General features: G+C 66.4%; 14 protein-coding genes. 9 read left to right on the forward strand and 5 right to left on the reverse strand.

Translation table 11 applies throughout. From position 1 onward, the window contains the following. Positions 1-151 precede the first annotated feature (151 nt). The gene (locus G467_RS0109100) at positions 152-2356 is read right to left on the reverse strand and encodes a S9 family peptidase (protein ID WP_022969427.1); all 2205 of its coding nucleotides are present in this window, start codon (positions 2354-2356) and stop codon (positions 152-154) included. 120 nt (positions 2357-2476) lie between these two features. After that, positions 2477-3241: a glucose 1-dehydrogenase gene (locus tag G467_RS0109105; RefSeq protein ID WP_022969428.1), complete on the reverse strand. Its 765-nt coding sequence runs from the start codon at positions 3239-3241 to the stop codon at positions 2477-2479. A gap of 80 nt (positions 3242-3321) precedes the next feature. Here G467_RS0109105 and G467_RS0109110 point away from each other — a divergent pair, with 80 nt between their 5' ends. The 6 genes from G467_RS0109110 to uvrD all read left to right on the forward strand — a co-directional run bounded on the left by G467_RS0109110 (position 3322) and on the right by uvrD (position 10257). Further along, on the forward strand, positions 3322-4122 hold the full coding sequence (locus G467_RS0109110; RefSeq protein WP_022969429.1) for an SDR family NAD(P)-dependent oxidoreductase: 801 nt from the start codon (positions 3322-3324) through the stop codon (positions 4120-4122). A gap of 7 nt (positions 4123-4129) precedes the next feature. Next, positions 4130-5173: a saccharopine dehydrogenase family protein gene (locus G467_RS0109115; protein WP_022969430.1), complete on the forward strand. Its 1044-nt coding sequence runs from the start codon at positions 4130-4132 to the stop codon at positions 5171-5173. A gap of 262 nt (positions 5174-5435) precedes the next feature. Next, positions 5436-7091: a putative bifunctional diguanylate cyclase/phosphodiesterase gene (locus G467_RS16140; protein ID WP_022969431.1), complete on the forward strand. Its 1656-nt coding sequence runs from the start codon at positions 5436-5438 to the stop codon at positions 7089-7091. 81 nt (positions 7092-7172) lie between these two features. Beyond that, entirely contained in the window at positions 7173-7391 is a 219-nt protein-coding gene (locus G467_RS0109125; protein ID WP_022969432.1) for a hypothetical protein, read from the forward strand. Positions 7392-7400: 9 nt separating this feature from the next. Beyond that, positions 7401-8045 (forward strand): TIGR00645 family protein, encoded by a 645-nt coding sequence (locus G467_RS16145; protein WP_022969433.1) that lies wholly within the window; start codon positions 7401-7403, stop codon positions 8043-8045. A 43-nt stretch (positions 8046-8088) separates the two neighbouring features. After that, positions 8089-10257 carry a DNA helicase II gene (uvrD, locus tag G467_RS0109135; RefSeq protein WP_022969434.1) on the forward strand — a complete coding sequence of 723 codons (2169 nt, stop codon included), beginning with the start codon at positions 8089-8091 and terminating at the stop codon, positions 10255-10257. A 63-nt stretch (positions 10258-10320) separates the two neighbouring features. Here the strand turns inward: uvrD and G467_RS17510 are convergent, their stop codons facing one another. Beyond that, positions 10321-12174, reverse strand: a complete 1854-nt coding sequence (locus G467_RS17510) for a serine/threonine-protein kinase (RefSeq protein ID WP_022969435.1) — start codon at positions 12172-12174, stop codon at positions 10321-10323. A gap of 331 nt (positions 12175-12505) precedes the next feature. Between G467_RS17510 and G467_RS0109145 the strand changes: the two genes are divergently transcribed. Continuing rightward, the gene (locus tag G467_RS0109145) at positions 12506-13408 is read left to right on the forward strand and encodes a c-type cytochrome (protein ID WP_022969436.1); all 903 of its coding nucleotides are present in this window, start codon (positions 12506-12508) and stop codon (positions 13406-13408) included. Positions 13409-13416: 8 nt separating this feature from the next. On the opposite strand, the gene G467_RS0109150 is transcribed toward G467_RS0109145, so the two are convergent. After that, complete coding sequence (locus G467_RS0109150; RefSeq protein ID WP_022969437.1) at positions 13417-13845, reverse strand: GNAT family N-acetyltransferase; 429 nt, start codon at positions 13843-13845, stop codon at positions 13417-13419. 138 nt (positions 13846-13983) lie between these two features. Here G467_RS0109150 and polA point away from each other — a divergent pair, with 138 nt between their 5' ends. Further along, entirely contained in the window at positions 13984-16731 is a 2748-nt protein-coding gene (gene polA, locus G467_RS0109155) for a DNA polymerase I (RefSeq protein WP_022969438.1), read from the forward strand. A gap of 236 nt (positions 16732-16967) precedes the next feature. On the opposite strand, the gene hemF is transcribed toward polA, so the two are convergent. Then, positions 16968-17888: an oxygen-dependent coproporphyrinogen oxidase gene (hemF, locus tag G467_RS0109160; RefSeq protein ID WP_022969439.1), complete on the reverse strand. Its 921-nt coding sequence runs from the start codon at positions 17886-17888 to the stop codon at positions 16968-16970. A 68-nt stretch (positions 17889-17956) separates the two neighbouring features. Here hemF and G467_RS16155 point away from each other — a divergent pair, with 68 nt between their 5' ends. After that, the gene (locus G467_RS16155; protein WP_022969440.1) at positions 17957-18919 is read left to right on the forward strand and encodes a chorismate transformation FkbO/Hyg5 family protein; all 963 of its coding nucleotides are present in this window, start codon (positions 17957-17959) and stop codon (positions 18917-18919) included. Positions 18920-18924: the final 5 nt, after the last annotated feature.

Genomic DNA, 18924 nt, shown 5'->3' on the forward strand with positions numbered 1-18924 from the left:
CCAGCATGTGGCGTGATATCCGTCGACCCCGCGTCGGACCACGCGGGCAATTTCCTGAAACTTTACGCCAAAGACCCGCCGTGAAGGCCAGTCGGTTCGATCATAACCCCAAGGCCGCGTGTGAAGACACGCGGCCCTGCGAGCCGGTGCCTCAGGGGCTCAGGCAGCGATTGAAGAACGCCTCGGTAGTCTTGAGGCGATGTAGCAGGTCGCTGCCGCGCAGGCCGTGCTTGGCGCCCGGATAGGTCATGAGCTCGAAGGGGATGCCCTTCCTCTGCAAGGCCGACATCAGCTTGGTCGAGTTGATGAACAGGACGTTGTCGTCGGCCATGCCGTGGATCAGCAGCAGCTTCGAGCGCAGGCCATCGAGATGCGCGAACACGGCGCTGTCCTGATAACCGGCCGCGTTGTTCTTGGGCAGATCCATGAACTGCTCGGAATAGTGCGTGTCGTACAGGCCCCAGTCGGTGACCGGCGCGCCGGCGACGCCGCAGGCGTACACCTCGCTGTGCTTGGCCAGCAGCATCAGGGTCATGTAACCGCCGTTGGACCAGCCGTAGACGCCGACGCGCTTGCCGTCGACGTAGGGCAGGGTCTTGAGGAAGTCGATGCCGCGCACCTGGTCTTCCACCTCCACCGTGCCCTGGTGGCGGAACAGCGCCGTGCTGAACTTCACGCCGCGGCGCGGGGTACCGCGGTTGTCGATCGAGAACACCAGATAGCCGTGCTGCGCCAGGTACTGGTTGAAGTCCGGCGCCCAGCCGCGCGTGACCGTCTGCGAGGCCGGTCCGCCGTAGACGCTGACGATGACCGGATATTTTTTCTTCGGGTCGAAGTTCGCCGGCTTGATCAGGCTGTAATGCAGGACCTGGCCATCAACGGCCTGCAGTTCGCCGTATTCGATCGGGCGATGCTCGGCCAGGTACTTGGCGTAGGGATGGCTGTCGTTGAGTTCGTTCGTGACCAGGTTGGCGAGCTTGCTGCCGTCGGCGGCATGCAGTTCGGACTGCGGCGGCGTGCTCGGGTTCGACCAGTTGTCGATATAGACGGCGGCATTGTTGCTGAACACCGCGTTGTGCATGCCCTGCGTCTGCGTGAGCTTGCGCACTTCGCCTCCGGCGAGCGGCACGGCGTAGAGGTGGCGTTCGAGCGGCGATTCCTTGGTGGCGCTGAAATACGCCAGGCCGCGGCCTTCGTCGACCGCGAGCACATCCTCGACCATCCAGTCGCCGCTCGTGAGCTGCTTCTTGGCCTGGCCGTCGCGGCCGTACAGATACAGGTGCTCGAATCCGCTGCGCGCCGACGACCACAGGAAGTCGCCGTTCGCGAGGAAGTTGAGATTGGAATGCAGCGGCACCCAGCTCGTGCTCGTTTCGGTGAGCAAGGTGCGCTGCTTGCCGGCGGCCAGGTCGGCTTCGATCAGATCGAGCGTGCGCTGGTCGCGGCTCTGGCGCTGGAAGGTCAGGTGCTTGCCGTCGATCCAGTCCACGCGCGCGAGGTAAATGTCGCGCTCCTTGCCCAGGTCCAGCCAGCGCGTGGCGCCGCCCTTGGGCGCGATGACGCCCAGGGCGATATCGACGTTTTTGTCGCCGGCGGCCGGATAGCGCTGCTCAACCACGTCGGTGCGGTCGGCGTAGATCTCGAAACGCTGCTGCACCGGCACCGGGCTCTCGTCGATACGCGCATAGGCGATCGCGGAATCGTCCGGCGCCCACCAGTAACCGGTGTGGCGATCCATTTCCTCGTCGGCAACGAATTCGGCGACGCCGTTGGCGATCGTCGCGGACGCATCCTTGGTCAGCTGCGTTTCCTTGCCGCTGGCCAGATCGATGACCCACAGGTTGCGTTCGCGCACGAAGCTCACGAAGCCGCCCTTGGGCGAGATCTTCGGATCGGTCGCGAAGCCGCCGCCATGGGTGAGCTGGCGGACCGCGGCCGGGCCGGTCTTGTTCAAGTCGTACAGGTACAGCTCGCCACCGAGCGGGAACAGCAGGGTGTGGCCGTCGGCCGACCACTGGTAGGCGACGATGCCCGACAGCGCGGCGGTGCGCTGGCGCTCGCGACGGGCTTTTTCCTCGTCGGAAAGATTCTCCACGCCCGGCAGCACGACCTTCGAGTCGACCAGCAAACGGGTCTGGCCGCTGGCGACGTCGAGTTCCCACAGATCGAGCTGGAACTTGTTGTCGGCCTTGCCGCGCAGGAAGGTCACGCGCTTGCCGTCGGGCGAGATGCCCGGGCGCATCAGGCTCGGACCGGACAGGTTGGTGCCGCCGGCGAGCGTTTCGAGCGTGAGCTTGTCGGCGTGGGCGGCAGCGGGGGCGAGAGTCATGGCGGCGAGCAGGAGCAGGGATCTCATGAGGGCATCACTTCGGGGAAAGAGGGCAGGAATGACCGATTTCCATCGAAGACGATATGTGCCGAAGGTCACGTGAAGGCGTCGCCGATCACGGTTCCGGCCATACCCGCCGACGCGGCCTCAGGCCAGGTATCCGCCGTCCACGACCAGGGTCGTACCGGTGACATAGCTCGCCGCCGGGCTGGCCAGGAAGAGCACGGCCGGGGCGATCTCGTCGGGCTGCGCGGCGCGGCCGAGCGGAATCATCTGCGTCATCATCGCCATGAGCTTGGGATTGCCGGTGACGGCCGAGGCGAACTTCGTTTCAGTCAGTCCCGGCAGGACGGCGTTGACGCGGATGCCGGCGGACGCGAGCTCCTTGGCGAAGGCTTCGGTCATGTTGACGATGCCGGCCTTGGTCACCGAATAAATGCCCTGGCCCGGCGCCGGCCGCTTGGCGTTGACCGAAGCGATGTTGACGATCGCGCCGCCGCCCTTGGCCTTCATGCGGCGCGCGGCCTGCACGGTGCTCCAGAAATAGCCGCGCAGGTTCACTTCCACGGTTTTTTCGTAGCTCGACAGGTCCATGTCGATCAGCGGACCGAAGTACGGATTGGCCGCGGCGTTGTTGACCAGGATGTCGGGCGCCTGGCCGGCGGTGTCGAGCGCGGCGAACACCGCCTCGATCGCGGCGGGGTCACCGACATGCATCGCCTGCGCCTCGGCGGAACCGCCGGCGGCGCGAATCTTTTCGGCGACCGCTTCGCAACCGTCGAGCTTGCGGCTCGTGCACACCACGTGGGCGCCGTGCGCGGCCAACAGCAACGCGATGCTCTCGCCGATGCCGCGTGAGGCGCCGCTGACCAGCGCGGTTTTTCCCGAAAGCCCAAATGCGTGATCGGTCACACAATTTCTCCGAAAAAGCGGGATAGACTCGACAGATTGCCTAGGCCGACGAGCCTAGCACAGCAGGCTGGGAGGCCAAGATGCGCAAGAGCCGTCGCGTACTGATCACCGGCGCGGGCAGCGGTTTGGGCCAGGCGCTCGCGCTGCGCTATGCGCGCGCCGGCGATCGCGTCGCCTGCGTGGATCTTTCCCTCGAACGTTCCGAGGCTACCCGCGCCAGCCTCGCCGGCAGCGGACATCTGGCCCTGGTCGCGAACGTCGGCAGCGACGAGGCGATGGAGCAGCTGCACGAAACCATCGCACGCGAGTGGGGCGGCCTCGACGTGCTGATCAACAACGCCGGCATCGCCTCGGGCGGTCCGATGGTCGAAACGACGATGTCCGAGTGGCGGCAGGTGCTCGACATCGACCTGCTCAGCGTCGTGCGCGGCTGCCGATTGTTCGTGCCGGGCATGATCGCCGCCGGGTCCGGCCAGGTCATCAGCACCGCGAGCTTTGCCGGTCTCGCCGGCGCGCCCGGCATGATGACCTACGGCGTCGCCAAGGCCGCCGTGGTCGCGCTGTCGGAACAATTGCGCGCCGAAATGCATGGCCAGGGCGTGCGCGTGAGCGTGATCTGTCCGAGTTTCTTCCGCACCAACCTGTGCGATACCGCGATCGGCAGCGAGAAGGTCAAGACGCTCGCGGTGAAGATGATGGACACCGCACCCGACACGCTCGACGGCGTCGCCGACAAGGTGTTCGCGGCGGCCGAGCGCGGCGACTTCATGATCATTCCGACGGTGCGCGAACCGATGCGCTGGCGCCTCAAGCGCTGGTTCCCGAATCTGTACTTCAAGCAGCTGCTCAAGATGATCGAGCAGCGCACCAAGGCGTCGTGAGGCCGACATGGACTGGCTGATCTACGGCGCCAACGGGTACACCGGCCAGATGCTGGCCACCGAAGCGGTGCGCCGCGGCCTGCGGCCTGTGCTGGCCGGGCGCAGCGTCGCCGCGCTCGAACCGCTGGCGAAAAAACTCAAGCTGCCCGTGCGCGCGTTCGCGCTCGACAATGCCGCGGCGATCCACGCCGGTCTCAATGGCATCGGCCTGGTCATGCATTGCGCCGGACCGTTCTCCGCGACCAGCGCGCCGATGCTGGAAGCCTGCCTGGATCTGAAGGCGCACTACCTCGACATCACCGGCGAGATCGATGTGTTCGCGCATTGTCATGCGCAACATCTGCGCGCGGTGAAAAGCGGCATCGTCGTCTTGCCCGGCAGCGGCTTCGACGTGGTGCCGACCGATTGCCTGGCCGCGCAGCTCAAGCGGCAACTGCCCGATGCCGAATCGCTGGTGCTCGGTTTCGAGGCCGGCGGCGGCCCGAGTCCGGGCACGGCCAAGACCGGCGTCGAAGGCCTGGGCAAGGGCGGTCGCGCGCGCATCGACGGCGAGGTCAAGCGCGTGCCGCTGGCGTGGAAGACGCGCACGTTCGACAAAGACGGCGAAGCGCGCTTCGCGATGACGATTCCCTGGGGCGATGTCTACACCGCCTATGTCTCGACCGGCATTCCCAATATCGAGGTCTACATGGGCGTGCCGCCGGCGACCGCGCAGAACCTGCGCCGCATCCGCTGGCTGGGGCCCTTGCTGGGCATTTCGCCGGTGCAGGCCTGGCTCAAGAGCAAGGTCGCCAAACGCGTGCGCGGCCCCTCGGCCGAGCAACGCGCCAGCAGCCAGACCTGGGTCTGGGGCGAGGCCCGCAATGCCGCCGGCAAGCAGATCCAGGGCCGGCTGTGCACGCCCAACGGCTATGAACTGACGGTCACTGCGTCACTGGGCATCGTGCAGCGCCTGCTGACCGGCCCGCGGCCCGCCGGCGGTTATTACACGCCCTCGCTGCTGATGGGCGCGGACTATGTGCTGTCCTTGCCCGGCGTGACGCACGACTGAGCCCGGCCCCTGGCTTTGCCTTCGTGCATTTGGCACGAATTTCGCCGACCCATCACAGTTCCGGACAGACGTCGACACAGCGTCGTGCGCCTCGTGTAATTTCGCGACCGCGGCCCCCGTCGCCCTCGGTCTTCACGCCCGCCAGACACCGTCGATCTCTCGAGGCGTATGGTAGAGCGTTCGTGACCTTGGCCTTTCTGCGCCATGGCATTCGTTGGCCTGATGTTGTGCCCTGGTGTTCCCCCCGGCAAGCGAGGCAGACATGTCCGAAGACCAGTACCGCTTCCTGTTCGACAAGAACCCGCTGCCCTGCTACGTCTACGACGCGGACACCTTGCGATTCCTGGAGGTCAACGAACAGGTCGTGGACGTCTACGGCTACAGTCGCGACGAGCTGAGCGCGATGACCATCCGCGACATTCGTCCGCCCGACGAATTGCAGCGCCTCGAGCGCAGCCTGGCGACGCCGACGCGCGGCTCCGGGGAAATCTGGCGGCACCGGCGCAAGGACGGCAGTCTGATGCTGGCGCTGGTGCGCCTGATCGACATCGATTTCGCCGGCCGGCCGGCACGCTTCGTCATCGCCGAAGACGTCACCGAACGCCTGCAGGTCGAAGAGCGCCTGGCCTACCACGCCAGTCACGACGCAATGACTGGCCTGCTCAACCGCGAAGCCCTGATCCGTTGCATGAACGAACTGCTGGTCACCGCCGAAGCCGATGCGCAGCACATCGCCGTGATCTACGTGACCTTTACCGGCTTCGATACGATCAATGCCAGCCTCGGCCACACCGTCGGCGACGAAGTGCTGACCCTGGTGGCGAAGCGCCTGCGCGAAGTGGCGGCGCAGCCGGCCTGGGTCGCGCGCATCGGCGGTTGCGAATTCGCCTTGCTGATTCCCGCCTCGCACGATCCGCGACCGATCGATACCGTGCTGCAACAGGCGCGCGAAGCGCTGGCGCGGCCGATCGTCGCTCTCGGCACGCAGCATGAAATGCGCGGCAATTTCGGTTTCGCGGTACATCCGCAACACGGCAACGACCCGGAGCTGCTGCTCAAGCACGCGAGCCTGGCCGCGCACGAGGCCAAACGCCTCGGCGACGGCCAGACGGTCGAGTTCTCGCCGGTCTTCGAAGCGGTCATGCGCGAGCGCCTGGACCTGGTCGCGCGCCTGCAGGAAGCGATCAGCCGCAGCGAATTCGAATTGTTCTTCCAGCCGCAGTTCCGCGCGACCGACCGCCGCCCGATCGGCGTCGAGGCCCTGATCCGCTGGCGGCATCCCGAACGCGGCCTGATTCCGCCGGCGGTGTTCATCGCGATCTGCGAGGACAGCGGCCTGATCGTGCCGCTCGGCCGCTGGGTGCTGCGCGAAGCCTGCCGCTTCCAGCAACGCATGGCGGCGGCCGGCTGGCCGCAGGTGAGCGTCGCGGTGAACGTGTCGGCATTGCAATTCCAGAGCGGCCATCTCGTCGAAGACGTGCGCCTGCTGGTCGCCGAATACGGCCTGCCGCCGGGAGCGCTCGAACTGGAACTCACCGAGAGCATCGTCATGGAGAACTCCGACGCCGCGATCACCACCCTGCAGCGCCTGCGCGATCTGGGCATCGTGCTGTCGATCGACGATTTCGGCACCGGCTATTCGAGCATGTCGTATCTGCGCCGCCTGCCGGTGGACAAGCTCAAGATCGACCGCGAATTCGTCAATCACGTCGACCAGGACGAAAAGAACGCGGCGATCTGCGAATCGATCATTGCGATGGCGCATCGTTTCGGCATGAAGGTCGTGGCCGAAGGCGTGGAGACGCTCGAACAGCTCGAATGGCTGCGCAAGCACCAGTGCGACGCCCTGCAAGGCTATGTGCTGGCGCGGCCGATGCCGTTCGACGACATGCTCGCCGCGCTCGGCCCGGGCAAATAGCGGCGCGAGCACTTGGCATCGGGGCATCGAGCCCCTACTCTTGCCGGGCCCCGCTTCGGGGCGCTCCCGGAAGAACCGCGCATGCGCAAGCCCGCCCTCATCGTCGGCATTCTGCTGCTGATCGCTGGTGCGTTGATCGCCGCCGGCGTCTTCAAGATTCAAACCACCGAAAAGGTCGCGGACATCGGACCGATCGAAATCAGCAAGACCGACACCAAGAAACCGCCGCTCAACCTGGGCTACATCCTGCTCGGCGTGGGCGCGCTGGTCGTGGTGGTCGGCGCCGTCGCCAAGAAATAGAGGTCACGCATGTCCGCATCGAAATCCGGTTCCACCGCCCAGGAAAAGCTCGGCCCGCTGCCGGCGCTGATCTTCGGTTCGCGCTGGTCGCAGCTGCCGCTGTACCTGGGCCTGATCGTGGCGCAGGCCGTCTACGTGATCCTGTTCCTCAAGGAGCTGTGGCACCTGATCCAGGGCGCCACCAGCCTCAACGAACAGGAAATCATGCTGATCGTGCTGGGCCTGATCGACGTGGTCATGATCTCGAACCTGCTGATGATGGTCATCGTCGGCGGCTACGAAACCTTCGTCTCGCGCCTGAACCTGCAGGGTCATCCGGACCAGCCCGAATGGCTCAGCCATGTGAACGCCTCGGTGCTCAAGGTCAAGCTGGCGATGGCGATCATCGGCATCAGCTCGATCCATCTGCTCAAGACCTTCATCGAAGCGGGCACGCTCGGCGGCCTGCCGCTGTGCTTCAGTCCGGAAGGCATCGCCGCGACCGCCGCGGTCAAGCAGGCCGCGCTCAACGTCAAGGCCTGCACGACCGTAACCATGCAGGGCGTGATGTGGCAGACGATCATCCACACGATCTTCATCCTGTCGGCGATCGGCATCGCCTGGACCGACAAGCTGATGCAGGGCCCGGGCGCGGCGCGGCATTCCGCGCACTGATTCCGCGCCCGCGCGGACGCGCGCCATCCCGTAAAATGGCGGGATGGATGTTTCCCACCTGCTCGACGATCTCAATCCCGCCCAGCGCGACGCGGTTTCCGCGGCGCCCGGCCACTATCTGGTGCTCGCCGGCGCCGGCTCGGGCAAAACCCGCGTCCTGACCCACCGCATCGGCTGGCTGCATGAAGTCGTCGGCGTGCCGGCGCACGGCATCCTCGCGGTGACCTTCACCAACAAAGCCGCGGCCGAAATGCGCCTGCGCGTGGAATCGCTGCTGCACGGTGGCACGCGCGGCATGTGGGTCGGTACCTTCCACGGCCTTGCGCACCGTCTGCTGCGCCTGCACTGGCAGGAAGCCGGGTTGCCGGAGAGTTTCCAGGTACTCGATGCCGACGATCAGCTGCGGCTGATCAAGCGCATCTCCGCCGATCTCGAACTCGACGAAGGCCGCTTCCCGCCGCGCCAGCTGGTGTGGTGGATCAACGCGCAGAAGGACGAAGGCCGACGCCCGAAACACATCCAGGTGCCGGGCGGCGATTTCTTCACCAAGACGATGCTGCGCGTCTATGAGGAATACGAAATCCGCTGCCAGCGCGCCGGCCTGGTCGATTTCGCCGAGATCCTGCTACGCGCGCACGAATTGTGGTTGGAGCATCCGGCCCTGCTCGAGCACTACCAGCGTCGCTTCGGACAGATTCTCGTCGACGAGTTCCAGGACACCAACACGATCCAGTACGCCTTCATCCGCGTGCTTGCCGGCGAGAGCGGCCAGGTGTTCGTGGTCGGCGACGACGACCAATCGATCTACGGCTGGCGCGGCGCGAAAGTCGAGAACATGCAGCGCTTCCTGCGCGATTATCCGAACGCGAGCACGATCAAGCTCGAGCAGAACTACCGCTCCACCGGCAACATCCTGGCCGCAGCGAACGCGGTGATCGCGCACAATCCCGAACGCCTGGGCAAGCAGCTGTGGACCAGCGACGGCGACGGCGAGCCGATCGACCTGTATGCGGCCTACAACGAGGTCGACGAGGCGCGTTTCGTCATCGAACGCATCCGCGCGCATATCGACGGCGGTGGCGCAGCCGGCGAATGCGCGATCCTGTATCGCAGCAATGCGCAGTCGCGCGCGATGGAAGAGCAGCTCAACCAGTCGCCCAAACTGCCGTACCGCGTCTACGGCGGCCAGCGCTTTTTCGAGCGCATGGAAGTCAAGGACACGCTGGCCTATCTGCGCCTGGTCGCCAATCGCGACGACGACGCAGCGTTCGAACGCGCGGTCAACACGCCCACGCGCGGCATCGGCGAACGCACGCTGGATGAAGTGCGCAAGTTCGCGCGCGCGCAGTCGCTGTCGTTGTGGCGCGCAAGCCAGGCCCTGGGCGAGGGCAGCGGCCTGGCTGGACGCGCGCGCAATGCGCTGCGCGGCTTCGTCGACCTGATCGAAGCATTGGCTGCGGCAACGCCGGAACTGCCCTTGCACGAGCAGTTCGAACATATCCTCGAGCGCTCCGGTCTGCGCGCGCACTACGCCGCCGAGTCCAAGGGTCAGCTCGACTCGCGCACGGACAACCTCGACGAACTGGTCAATGTCGCCAGTCGTTTCGAACGTCCCGATGACGAAGACAGCCAGCGCATGAGCGAGCTCGTCGCGTTTCTCGCCTACGCCGCGCTCGAATCGGGCGAAGGCCAGGCCGAGGCCGGTGCCGACGGCGTGCAGCTCATGACCTTGCACAGCGCCAAGGGCCTGGAGTTTCCGCAGGTGTTCCTGGTCGGCATGGAAGAAGGCTTGTTCCCGAGCAACCGCTCGATGGAAGAAAGCGGGCGACTCGAGGAAGAGCGCCGTCTGGCCTACGTCGGCCTGACGCGCGCGCGCCAGAAACTATCGCTGAGCTATGCCGAATCGCGTCGTCTGCACGGCATGGAAATGTTCGGCACCCCCTCGCGCTTCCTGCGCGAGATCCCGGCGGCCCTGTTGCATGAAGTACGACCGAAGGTGAACGTGTCGCGCCCCGCGTTCGCCGGCCGCTTCGCCGAAGCGCCCGCGACCGGCGGCCTGCGTCTGGGCCAGCGCGTGAGTCATGCGCATTTCGGCCATGGCATCGTCATGGACTGCGAAGGCGCAGGCGCGCATGCGCGCGTGCACGTCAATTTCGAGGACGCCGGACCGAAGTGGCTGGTGCTTGCGTACGCGAACCTGTCGCCGGCCTGAGCCGGTCGGTCCAAGAATCGTTGTCGCGAAAGCCGCCGGCCATGGCTGGCCGGCGGAGTCTGCTCAGTTCCGGACGGCGTTCAGCACGCGGCTGAAGTGCTCGTCGAGCATCATCTGCACCTTGTCTTCGGCGTTGAGCGGCGTGTAGTCGATCTTCTGCCGCATGCCCGTGCCCAGCGGACGACCGCCGCGGCCATACGGACGGATGCCGAGATAGGCCGTGGTCAGGTTCGCGCTCTGGCCGTAGAAACTGATGTCCTGGTTGCCGATGACTTCGGCGCGGATGCGCACGATCACATCGGCGCGATTGGCGTTCTGCACCATTTGCATACCGGCGCCGGACAGCTTTTCTTCGACCATCTGTTCGGCCGGAATCACCAGGGCCGGATCACCGGAGGTTTCGATGTGGAAGGTGCGGGCGCCGCCGGCGACCGATTCGCGTTGCTCGGCGCGGGTTTCCGCACGCTCGGCCACGGCCTCGCGCAGCGGATGCGGACGATCAGTCGTGGCCAGGGCCGGCGCGGTTTCCGAGGCTGTCGTGCTCGCGGCGGGGGCGCTGCTCACGCGGGTCGACGTATTCGCGCTCTCGTTGCCAGAGGGCGGCGGGGACACTACCGGCGTGTCGGGCGTCGCCGGCGGATTGGCGGCGCCGCTGTCGCCCGGCGTCGCCGGTGTGGCGGTCGCCGTGGCAGGCATCGTCGCGCCGGTGGCAGGCGTGGCGGACGTTTCCGTCGGCGTCGTGGTCGCGGCGACTTGTGCGGGCGTGGTCGACGGCGCGAACAGCTTGTCGCGGAACGCCCACACGCCACCGGCCATCAGCAGCACGAGCAAGCCCGTGCCGATGAACAGCGGTGCGCGCGAGGATTTCTGCGGCGGAGGCGGCGTCGATGGCGGTTGCGTCACGCCCGGTCGCGTACTGCCACCGGCAGTGGCCCCGGCCGGCGTCAACGGCGCAGCCTGGGTAGCCGGCGCGGACACCGACGGCGGCGGTGTGGGCGCGCGCATGCCGATACCCGGTGTCACCGGCGTGGCCAGACCGATCAGTGTGGCGGCCGGGCCGCTCGGAGCCGCGGTCTTGATGCTCAACGGTCCGCCGACGGACACGAGCGGATGCTTTTCCAAGTCCGCGATCAACTCGTGCGCGCTCTGGTAACGCTCGGCCGGATCCTTGGCAAGCATGCGCGTGAGGATGTTGGCGACCTCCGGATCGACGTCCTGGTTGAGTTCGCGCACATCGGGGATTTCCGACTGCACGACATCGAGCATGAGCTTGAGCGGGCTTTCGTCGGAGAACGGCGTGCGGCCGGTCAGCATCTCGAACAGCACGATGCCCAGCGCGAAGATGTCCGAACGCTGGTCGACCGCCTTGCCCAGGCAGACCTCGGGCGAGAGGTAGCCGGGCGTGCCGACGAATTCGCCGGTACCGGTGAGCTTGCTGTTGAAGTCGTGATTGGCCAGGGCGATGCCGAAGTCGGCGATCTTTACCTGGCCGCGCTGGTTGAGCATGAGGTTCGCGGGTTTGACGTCACGATGGATCACGCCGCGGTCGTGCGCGACCGACAGACCTTGCGCCGACTGGTGCAGGATCTTGAGCGCGTCGCCGGGGGTGAGGCGGCCTTCGCGCTTGAGCAGGCCCGACAGCGATTCGCCGTCGACGAATTCCATGACGAAGAACGGCTGCTCGTTTTCCTGGCCGATGAAATAGATCTGGATGATGTGCGGATCGTTGAGCGAGGCCATCGAGCGCGCTTCGCGCAGGAAGCGTTCGACCAGCATCGCGTCGTGCGCGAGCGAGGGAGCGAGCTCCTTGATGGCGACGTAACGCGTCAGCGCCGGTTCGTAGCCCTTGTAGACCACGCCCATGCCGCCGCGGCCGAGCTCGGAAACGATTTCATAATGGCCAACACGCGTTTTCATCAGTACAACCCCGGTAGGTTTGACCGCATGGTAGACCCGCTCCGGCTGCCGGGGAAGCGATCGTTCCGGCCTGCAGGGGCGTGTTTGCGGTGACTCGTCCAGTCACGCAGGCGACCGGCCAAAGCGGCCGTGTGCCAGTGGGGATTCGTTGGGTTTTGGCCGGAAATCGCCTTCTAGGCCGTCAGTCAGGGGGTCCGACGGCGCATGCCGCACGACCGGATCGCTGCGACACTCGCTCCACAAGAAAGCGCCGGCATCGACCGGCGCCTGAACATTTCTGGATGGCCGCCACGGTCGGGAAGCGTGGGCGGGCCTCACTGAGGAAAAACCAATGCGCAAGTTATTCAAGGGCGTCGCCATCGCTTTCGGCGTGCTCGCCCTCGCCATCGCCGCCCTCGTCGGCGTGGCCTGGTGGAAAACCGAAAATCTGCTGTCCCGTCACTACGCGGTGAACGACGCGCCGCTGGCGATCGATCGTTCGGCGGCGACCCTGGAGCGCGGCCAGCATCTCTACACCGTGCTGGGCTGCGTCGAATGCCACGGTGCCAACGGCATGGGCAAACTGGCGATCGACGCCGGCCCGGTCGGCAAGATTTATGCGCCGAACCTGAGCCCGGCCGTGCTGGGCCCGCACTACACCGCCGATCACCTGGCGGCCGCGATCCGCCACGCCGTCCGTCCGGACGGCACGCCGCTGCGGATCATGCCCTCGGAGGATTTCGCGAACCTCTCCGATGCCGATACCGCAGCGCTCGTCGCCTACCTGCAGTCATTGCCGGCGTCTACGCCTCCGCAGGGCGAGACCTACCTGACCGCCTTCGGTCGCGTGCTCGTGCTGTTCGGCCAACTGCGGCTGACCCAGGCTGCGGACATCGACCACCGTCCGCGCGTGCGCCAGGCACCGCCGGAAGCGGCGACGGCCGACTACGGCGCCTACCTCGCGCAGGCCTGCACCGGCTGCCACGGCAGCAATTTCGGCGGCCAGCACGTGCCCGGCACGCCGCCGGAATTTCCCGACTCGGCCAACCTGACCCCGCATGCCGATGGTCTGGCGGCGTGGACGCTGGTGGATTTCGAGCGTGCGTTGCGTACTGGTCGTCGTCCCGACGGTCGCGAGCTCGACGGCTTTATGCCCTGGCGCGCCTACGGCCAGATGAGCGACACGGAGGTCGCCGCACTCTGGGCGCATCTGTCGACCCTGCCGCCGGTTCCCAGCGCGAAAGCCAAGAAGTAGGCGCAGGCTCAGGACGACGTGGAATAGACCTCCGGCCGGTAGCGCTCCATGAAGCGCTCCGGCCGCGTGATCGGTTCGAAACCGTGCTGCGCGTACAGACCGTGCGCGTCCGCCGTCGCCAACAGCATCCGACGCAGTCCCTGCAGATCCGGATGCGCATCGATCGCGCGCATCATCGCCTTCGACACACCCTGCCCACGCGCCGCTTCGAGTACGAACACGTCGCACAGATAGGCGAACGTTGCGCGATCGCTGACCACGCGCGCGAAGCCCACCTGATGGCCGTCGCGCAAGGCCGTGAAGCACAGCGAGTGCGCGATGGCCTTTTCGAGCACGGCACGCGGCAGGCCGCGGCACCAGTAGGATTCGTGGGCGAGATACCGGTGCACGAGGTCGACGTCGATGTCGGCCGGGTCGGTGCTGATCTGCAATGTCATGGCGGTTCCTTGCGCGGCAGGCGGCCGCCGGTCCGCGTTCGAACGCGCGACGGGCCTGCCTCGCCGGTGAGCATCGCAAAGACCTCCCTCCGGCCTCAAGAGCCTTAGAATCGCGGCATCGCCGTTCCGAGCACCGCCATGTCCCGCCTCGTCCTGATCGATGGCTCGTCCTATCTGTATCGCGCCTTCCATGCCCTGCCGCCGCTGACCAGCCCGGACGGGTCGCCGACCGGCGCGCTGTTCGGCATCGTCAACATGCTGCGGGCGACGCTGAAGGAGCATCCCGACTACACCGCTTTCGTCGTCGATGCGCCCGGGCCGACCTTCCGCGACGCGATGTATCCGCAATACAAGGCGCAGCGTCCGCCAATGCCCGACGATCTGCGCGCACAAGTCGAGCCGATGATGAAAATCGTCGAGGCGCTAGGCTTCCCGATCCTGCGCGTGGGCGGCGTCGAGGCCGACGATGTCATCGGCACGCTGGCCCTGCAGGCGCATGCCGAGGGCATCCCGGTGACGATCTCCACCGGCGACAAGGATTTCGCCCAGCTTGTGCGCCCGGGCATCACCCTGACCAATACGATGACCGGCAGCGTTTACGACGAGGCCAAGGTCGTCGAGAAATTCGGCGTGCGCCCCGACCAGATCGTCGATTACCTGTCGCTGATGGGCGACACCGTCGACAACGTGCCCGGCGTGGACAAATGCGGGCCGAAAACCGCGGCGAAATGGCTGGCCGAGTACGGCACGCTGGACGCGGTCATCGCCCACGCCGACCAGGTCGGCGGCAAGATCGGCGAAAACCTGCGCGCGGCGCTGCCGCGCCTGCCGCTGAGTCGCGACTTGGTCACGATCAAGACCGATGTGCCGCTTGAGCTCGTGCCGCGGCAACTGGTCCTGCGCGGCCGCGACATCGAGGCCTTACGTGAACTGTTCACGCGCTACGGCTTCCACGCCGCGCTACGCGAACTCGACGGCGGCACGAGTACGACAGCCGCGCCGGCCGGCAAGGCCAAAGCGTATTTCCCCACCGCGCCGAGCGCCGCCACCGAACTGCCCGATGCCGCGCTGTCGGCTCCGGGCGAGTACGAGACGATCCTCACGACGGAACAACTCGCCGCCTGGGTGCAGATCACCCGAGGCGCGGCCTTGTTGTCGTTCGATACCGAAACCGATTCGCTCGATCCGATGCAGGCCAAACTGGTCGGCATCAGTCTGTGCGTCGAACCCGGTCGCGCCGCCTACCTGCCACTGGGCCACGATTTCCCCGGCGCGCCGGCGCAATTGCCGATGGCCGCGGCCCTGGACGCACTGCGCCCGGTGCTCGAGGATCCGGCGACGCCCAAGGTCGGCCAGCATGGCAAATACGATCTGCATATCCTGCGCCGTCATGGCATCGACGTGCGCGGCTATGCCGAGGACACGATGCTGGAAAGTTTCGTCTGGAACGCCGGCATCCAGCGCCACGACATGGACTCGCTGGCGACGAAATACCTGGGCTATTCGACCATCAAGTACGAAGAGGTCGCCGGCAAGGGCGCCAAGCAGATCAAGTTCTCGCAGGTCGCGCTCGATGATGCGACTCGCTACGCCGCTGAGGACGCCGACATCACCCTGCGCCTGCATCGCGTGCTGTCGGCGAAGCTCGCGGGCACGCCGTCGCTGCAGAAGGTCTATCGCGAGATCGAGATGCCGCTCGTGCCGGTGCTCGAACGCATGGAAGCGACCGGCGTGCTGATCGACGCCGATGAGTTGCGTCGCCAGAGCAAGGACTTGTCACAGCGCATGCTCGCCGCGCAGCAGCGCGCGACCGAACTGGCCGGGCGCACGTTCAATCTCGACTCGCCCAAGCAGATCGGTGCATTGCTGTTCGACGAACTCCAGCTCCCGGCGCTGGTGAAAACGCCGACCGGCGCGCCATCGACGAACGAAGAGGCGCTCGAGGCCATCGCCGACCAGCACGAGCTGCCGCGCCTGATTCTCGACTATCGCGGCCTGGCGAAACTGCGCAGCACCTACACCGACAAGTTGCCGGAGATGGTCAATCCCGGCACCGGACGCGTGCATACGAGCTACCACCAGGCCGGCGCCGCGACGGGCCGGCTGAGCTCGAACGATCCGAACCTGCAGAACATCCCGATTCGCACCGAGGACGGTCGCCGCATCCGCAAGGCCTTCGTCGCGCCGCCGGGACGCAAGATCGTCGCCTGCGACTATTCGCAGATCGAGCTGCGCATCATGGCGCACCTGTCCGAAGACCCGAACCTGCTCAAGGCATTCTCCGGCGGCCAGGACGTGCATCGTGCGACGGCGGCGGAAGTGTTCGGCGCGAAACTCGAAGACGTCAGCAGCGACCAGCGTCGCGCCGCGAAGGCGATCAACTTCGGCCTGATGTACGGCATGAGCGCCTTTGGTCTGGCGCGCCAGCTCGGCATCGGCCGCGGCGAAGCGCAGGACTACATCGCCTTGTATTTTTCCCGCTATCCGGGCGTGCGCGACTTCATGGAACGCGTTCGGCAGCAGGCGCGCGAAGATGGCTATGTGGAAACGGTGTTCGGTCGCCGTCTCTATCTCGCCGAAATCCATTCCAAGAACCAGGGCCAGCGCGCCGGCGCCGAACGCGCGGCGATCAATGCGCCGATGCAGGGCACGGCGGCGGACATCATCAAGCGCGCGATGGTTGCGATCGATGAGTGGATCGTGCCGCACGGCGATCGCGCGCTGATGCTGATGCAGGTACACGACGAACTGGTGTTCGAGGTGAACGCCGATTTCGTCGACACGCTGCTGGTCGAGGTGAAAGCCCGCATGGAGTCGGCGGCGCAGCTGCGCGTGCCGCTGATCGTGGATGCCGGCGTCGGTGAAAACTGGGATGAGGCGCACTGAGACTTGGGGGTCACCGCCCGGCGCGCGGGAAAGTCGCTAAACGGCGACTGAATCGCACGAAATCTTAACGGGGCAGTTCACGAACTTCTCATAGCGCCGATGTTCTGATGCTTGCGACGGATGCAACGTCCGTCGTGGATCAACTCCCTCCCCTGAGTGTGATCCCGAAGGAACCGACTTTCCCCAGTCGGTTCCAACCCCCGGCCCCGCAAGCTTCCCCTGGCTTGCGGGGCTTTTTATTGCGCGTCGCGTGCGGCTTCGCCGAGCCAGTCGCGCGGCTGCAGATAATCGCCCAGGCGCGCCTCGGCGCTGCCGGGCGCGGGTTGCCAGGCGTATTCGAAACGCACGCGCGGCGGCAGGCTCATCAGGATGCTTTCCGTGCGGCCGCCGCTCTGCAGGCCGAATAGCGTGCCGCGGTCCCAGACCAGGTTGAATTCCACGTAGCGACCGCGTCGGTAAAGCTGGAACTCGCGCTCGCGTTCGCCGTAGGGCGTGCGCTTGCGCCGCTCGACGATCGGCAGATAGGCGTCGAGGAATCCGTTGCCGACCGCGCGCTGATAGGCAAAGCAAGAGGCGAAATCGCCGGTCAGGTCATCGAAGAACAGGCCGCCGACACCGCGGGCTTCGTTGCGATGCTTGAGAAAGAAATAACGGTCGCACCAGGCCTTGTGCTCGGCGTAGCGGTCGGCTCCGAACGGCGCGCACAGATCCCGCGCGACCGTATGCCAGTGGCGCACATCGTCGTCGAACGGATAGAAGGGTGTGAGATCGAAGCCACCGCCGAACCACCAGATCGGCGCGCCGCCGGGCGGATGCGCCTCGAAATAGCGCACGTTGGCGTGGCTGGTCGGCACATACGGATTGCGCGGATGCATCACCAGCGACACGCCCAGGGCACGCCAGGGTGCGCCGGCAAGATCGGGCCGATGCGCCGTCGCCGATGCCGGCAAGGTGGCGCCGCTGACGTCGGAGAAGCCAACGCCGGCCTGCTCGAAGACCGCACCTTCCTTCATCACGCGCGAGCGACCGCCGCCGCCTTCGGGGCGTTGCCATTCGTCCTGCACGAAGCGGCCCTCGCCATCCGCGGTCGCCAGGCCTTGGCACAAGCGGTCCTGCAGATCGCGGAGAAATTCGTGGACGGCTTCGATCTGGCTCATGGCATCGGACGGCGGGAAGACCCGGGCATGATAGCCGCTGCCGCCCCGGCTATAATTGCCGGCATTCGATGACCAGTCCCGCTCCCTCGCGCGCTCGCCTGCGCATTACCCATGCCGACGACGGCGAAGCCCTGATCCGCTTCGATTTCGCGCCGGGCGAGGCTGCGCCTCTGCGTATTCCCTGCCCGCTGCTCGCGGGCGAGTCCGCGCGCGAAAGCTGGTCGGCCGGCGAAATCACCGAATCTGCCGACACCTGCGGCGCGGCCTGGGCCCACGGCGAGCACTATGCCCTGGTCGCGATCAGCGTCGACGAGGTCGATGGCGACATCGCCGGCGCCGCGCAGACCGCCTACGAACGCCTGATCACCTGCGTGCGCCCGTCAGCGCATCCCTACCTGCTGCGCATCTGGAATTATTTCGGCGACATCAATGCCGGCGACGGCGACGGCGAACGCTACCGGCGCTTCTGCGTCGGCCGTGCGCTCGGCGTCGATGGCATGTTCAACGATCCGCCGCCGGCGGCGACCGCGATCGGCGGCGATGCCGAGGACGGTCCGGCGCGCGTGCAGGTCATCGCGCTGTGCGCGCGACAGCCGGCCGTGGCGCTGGAAAATCCGCGGCAGACGCCGGCCTGGCGCTATCCGCGCGAGTTCGGCCCGGTCTCGCCGGGCTTCTCGCGTGGCGCCCTGCTCGATACCGATACCGACCGGCCGCGCCTGCTCGCGTCGGGCACGGCCAGCATCGTCGGCCATGTCTCCCAGCATGTCGGCGACATCGGCGCACAGCTGCGCGAAAGCCTGGCCAATCTCGATTCCCTGCTGGCCGAGGGCGAAAAGAAATGCGGCCGCCGTTTCCCGCTGGCGGCCTGCGAAACCCTGCGCGTCTATCTGCGTCATGCCGCCGACCTGGCCGTCGCCAAGGCCGTCGTCGCGCAATCGCGATTGCCCGCCGAGCGCGTGCTCTATCTGCGCGGCGACGTTTGCCGGCGCGAGCTCGACGTCGAAATCGAAGGCGTGTTCGCGGCCGAGTGAGCCCG

Origin of the sequence: Arenimonas oryziterrae DSM 21050 = YC6267, assembly GCF_000420545.1 — a bacterium.
Classification (GTDB): Bacteria; Pseudomonadota; Gammaproteobacteria; order Xanthomonadales; family Xanthomonadaceae; genus Arenimonas; species Arenimonas oryziterrae.

Coding starts and splice junctions, on each gene's coding strand:
- G467_RS0109100 (WP_022969427.1), bottom strand. CDS start 2,356: ATGAGATCCCTGCTCCTGCTCGCCGCCATGACTCTCGCCCCCGCTGCC.
- G467_RS0109110 (WP_022969429.1), top strand. CDS start 3,322: ATGCGCAAGAGCCGTCGCGTACTGATCACCGGCGCGGGCAGCGGTTTG.
- G467_RS0109115 (WP_022969430.1), top strand. CDS start 4,130: ATGGACTGGCTGATCTACGGCGCCAACGGGTACACCGGCCAGATGCTG.
- G467_RS16140 (WP_022969431.1), top strand. CDS start 5,436: ATGTCCGAAGACCAGTACCGCTTCCTGTTCGACAAGAACCCGCTGCCC.
- G467_RS0109125 (WP_022969432.1), top strand. CDS start 7,173: ATGCGCAAGCCCGCCCTCATCGTCGGCATTCTGCTGCTGATCGCTGGT.
- G467_RS16145 (WP_022969433.1), top strand. CDS start 7,401: ATGTCCGCATCGAAATCCGGTTCCACCGCCCAGGAAAAGCTCGGCCCG.
- uvrD (WP_022969434.1), top strand. CDS start 8,089: ATGGATGTTTCCCACCTGCTCGACGATCTCAATCCCGCCCAGCGCGAC.
- G467_RS17510 (WP_022969435.1), bottom strand. CDS start 12,174: ATGAAAACGCGTGTTGGCCATTATGAAATCGTTTCCGAGCTCGGCCGC.
- G467_RS0109145 (WP_022969436.1), top strand. CDS start 12,506: ATGCGCAAGTTATTCAAGGGCGTCGCCATCGCTTTCGGCGTGCTCGCC.
- G467_RS0109150 (WP_022969437.1), bottom strand. CDS start 13,845: ATGACATTGCAGATCAGCACCGACCCGGCCGACATCGACGTCGACCTC.
- polA (WP_022969438.1), top strand. CDS start 13,984: ATGTCCCGCCTCGTCCTGATCGATGGCTCGTCCTATCTGTATCGCGCC.
- hemF (WP_022969439.1), bottom strand. CDS start 17,888: ATGAGCCAGATCGAAGCCGTCCACGAATTTCTCCGCGATCTGCAGGAC.
- G467_RS16155 (WP_022969440.1), top strand. CDS start 17,957: ATGACCAGTCCCGCTCCCTCGCGCGCTCGCCTGCGCATTACCCATGCC.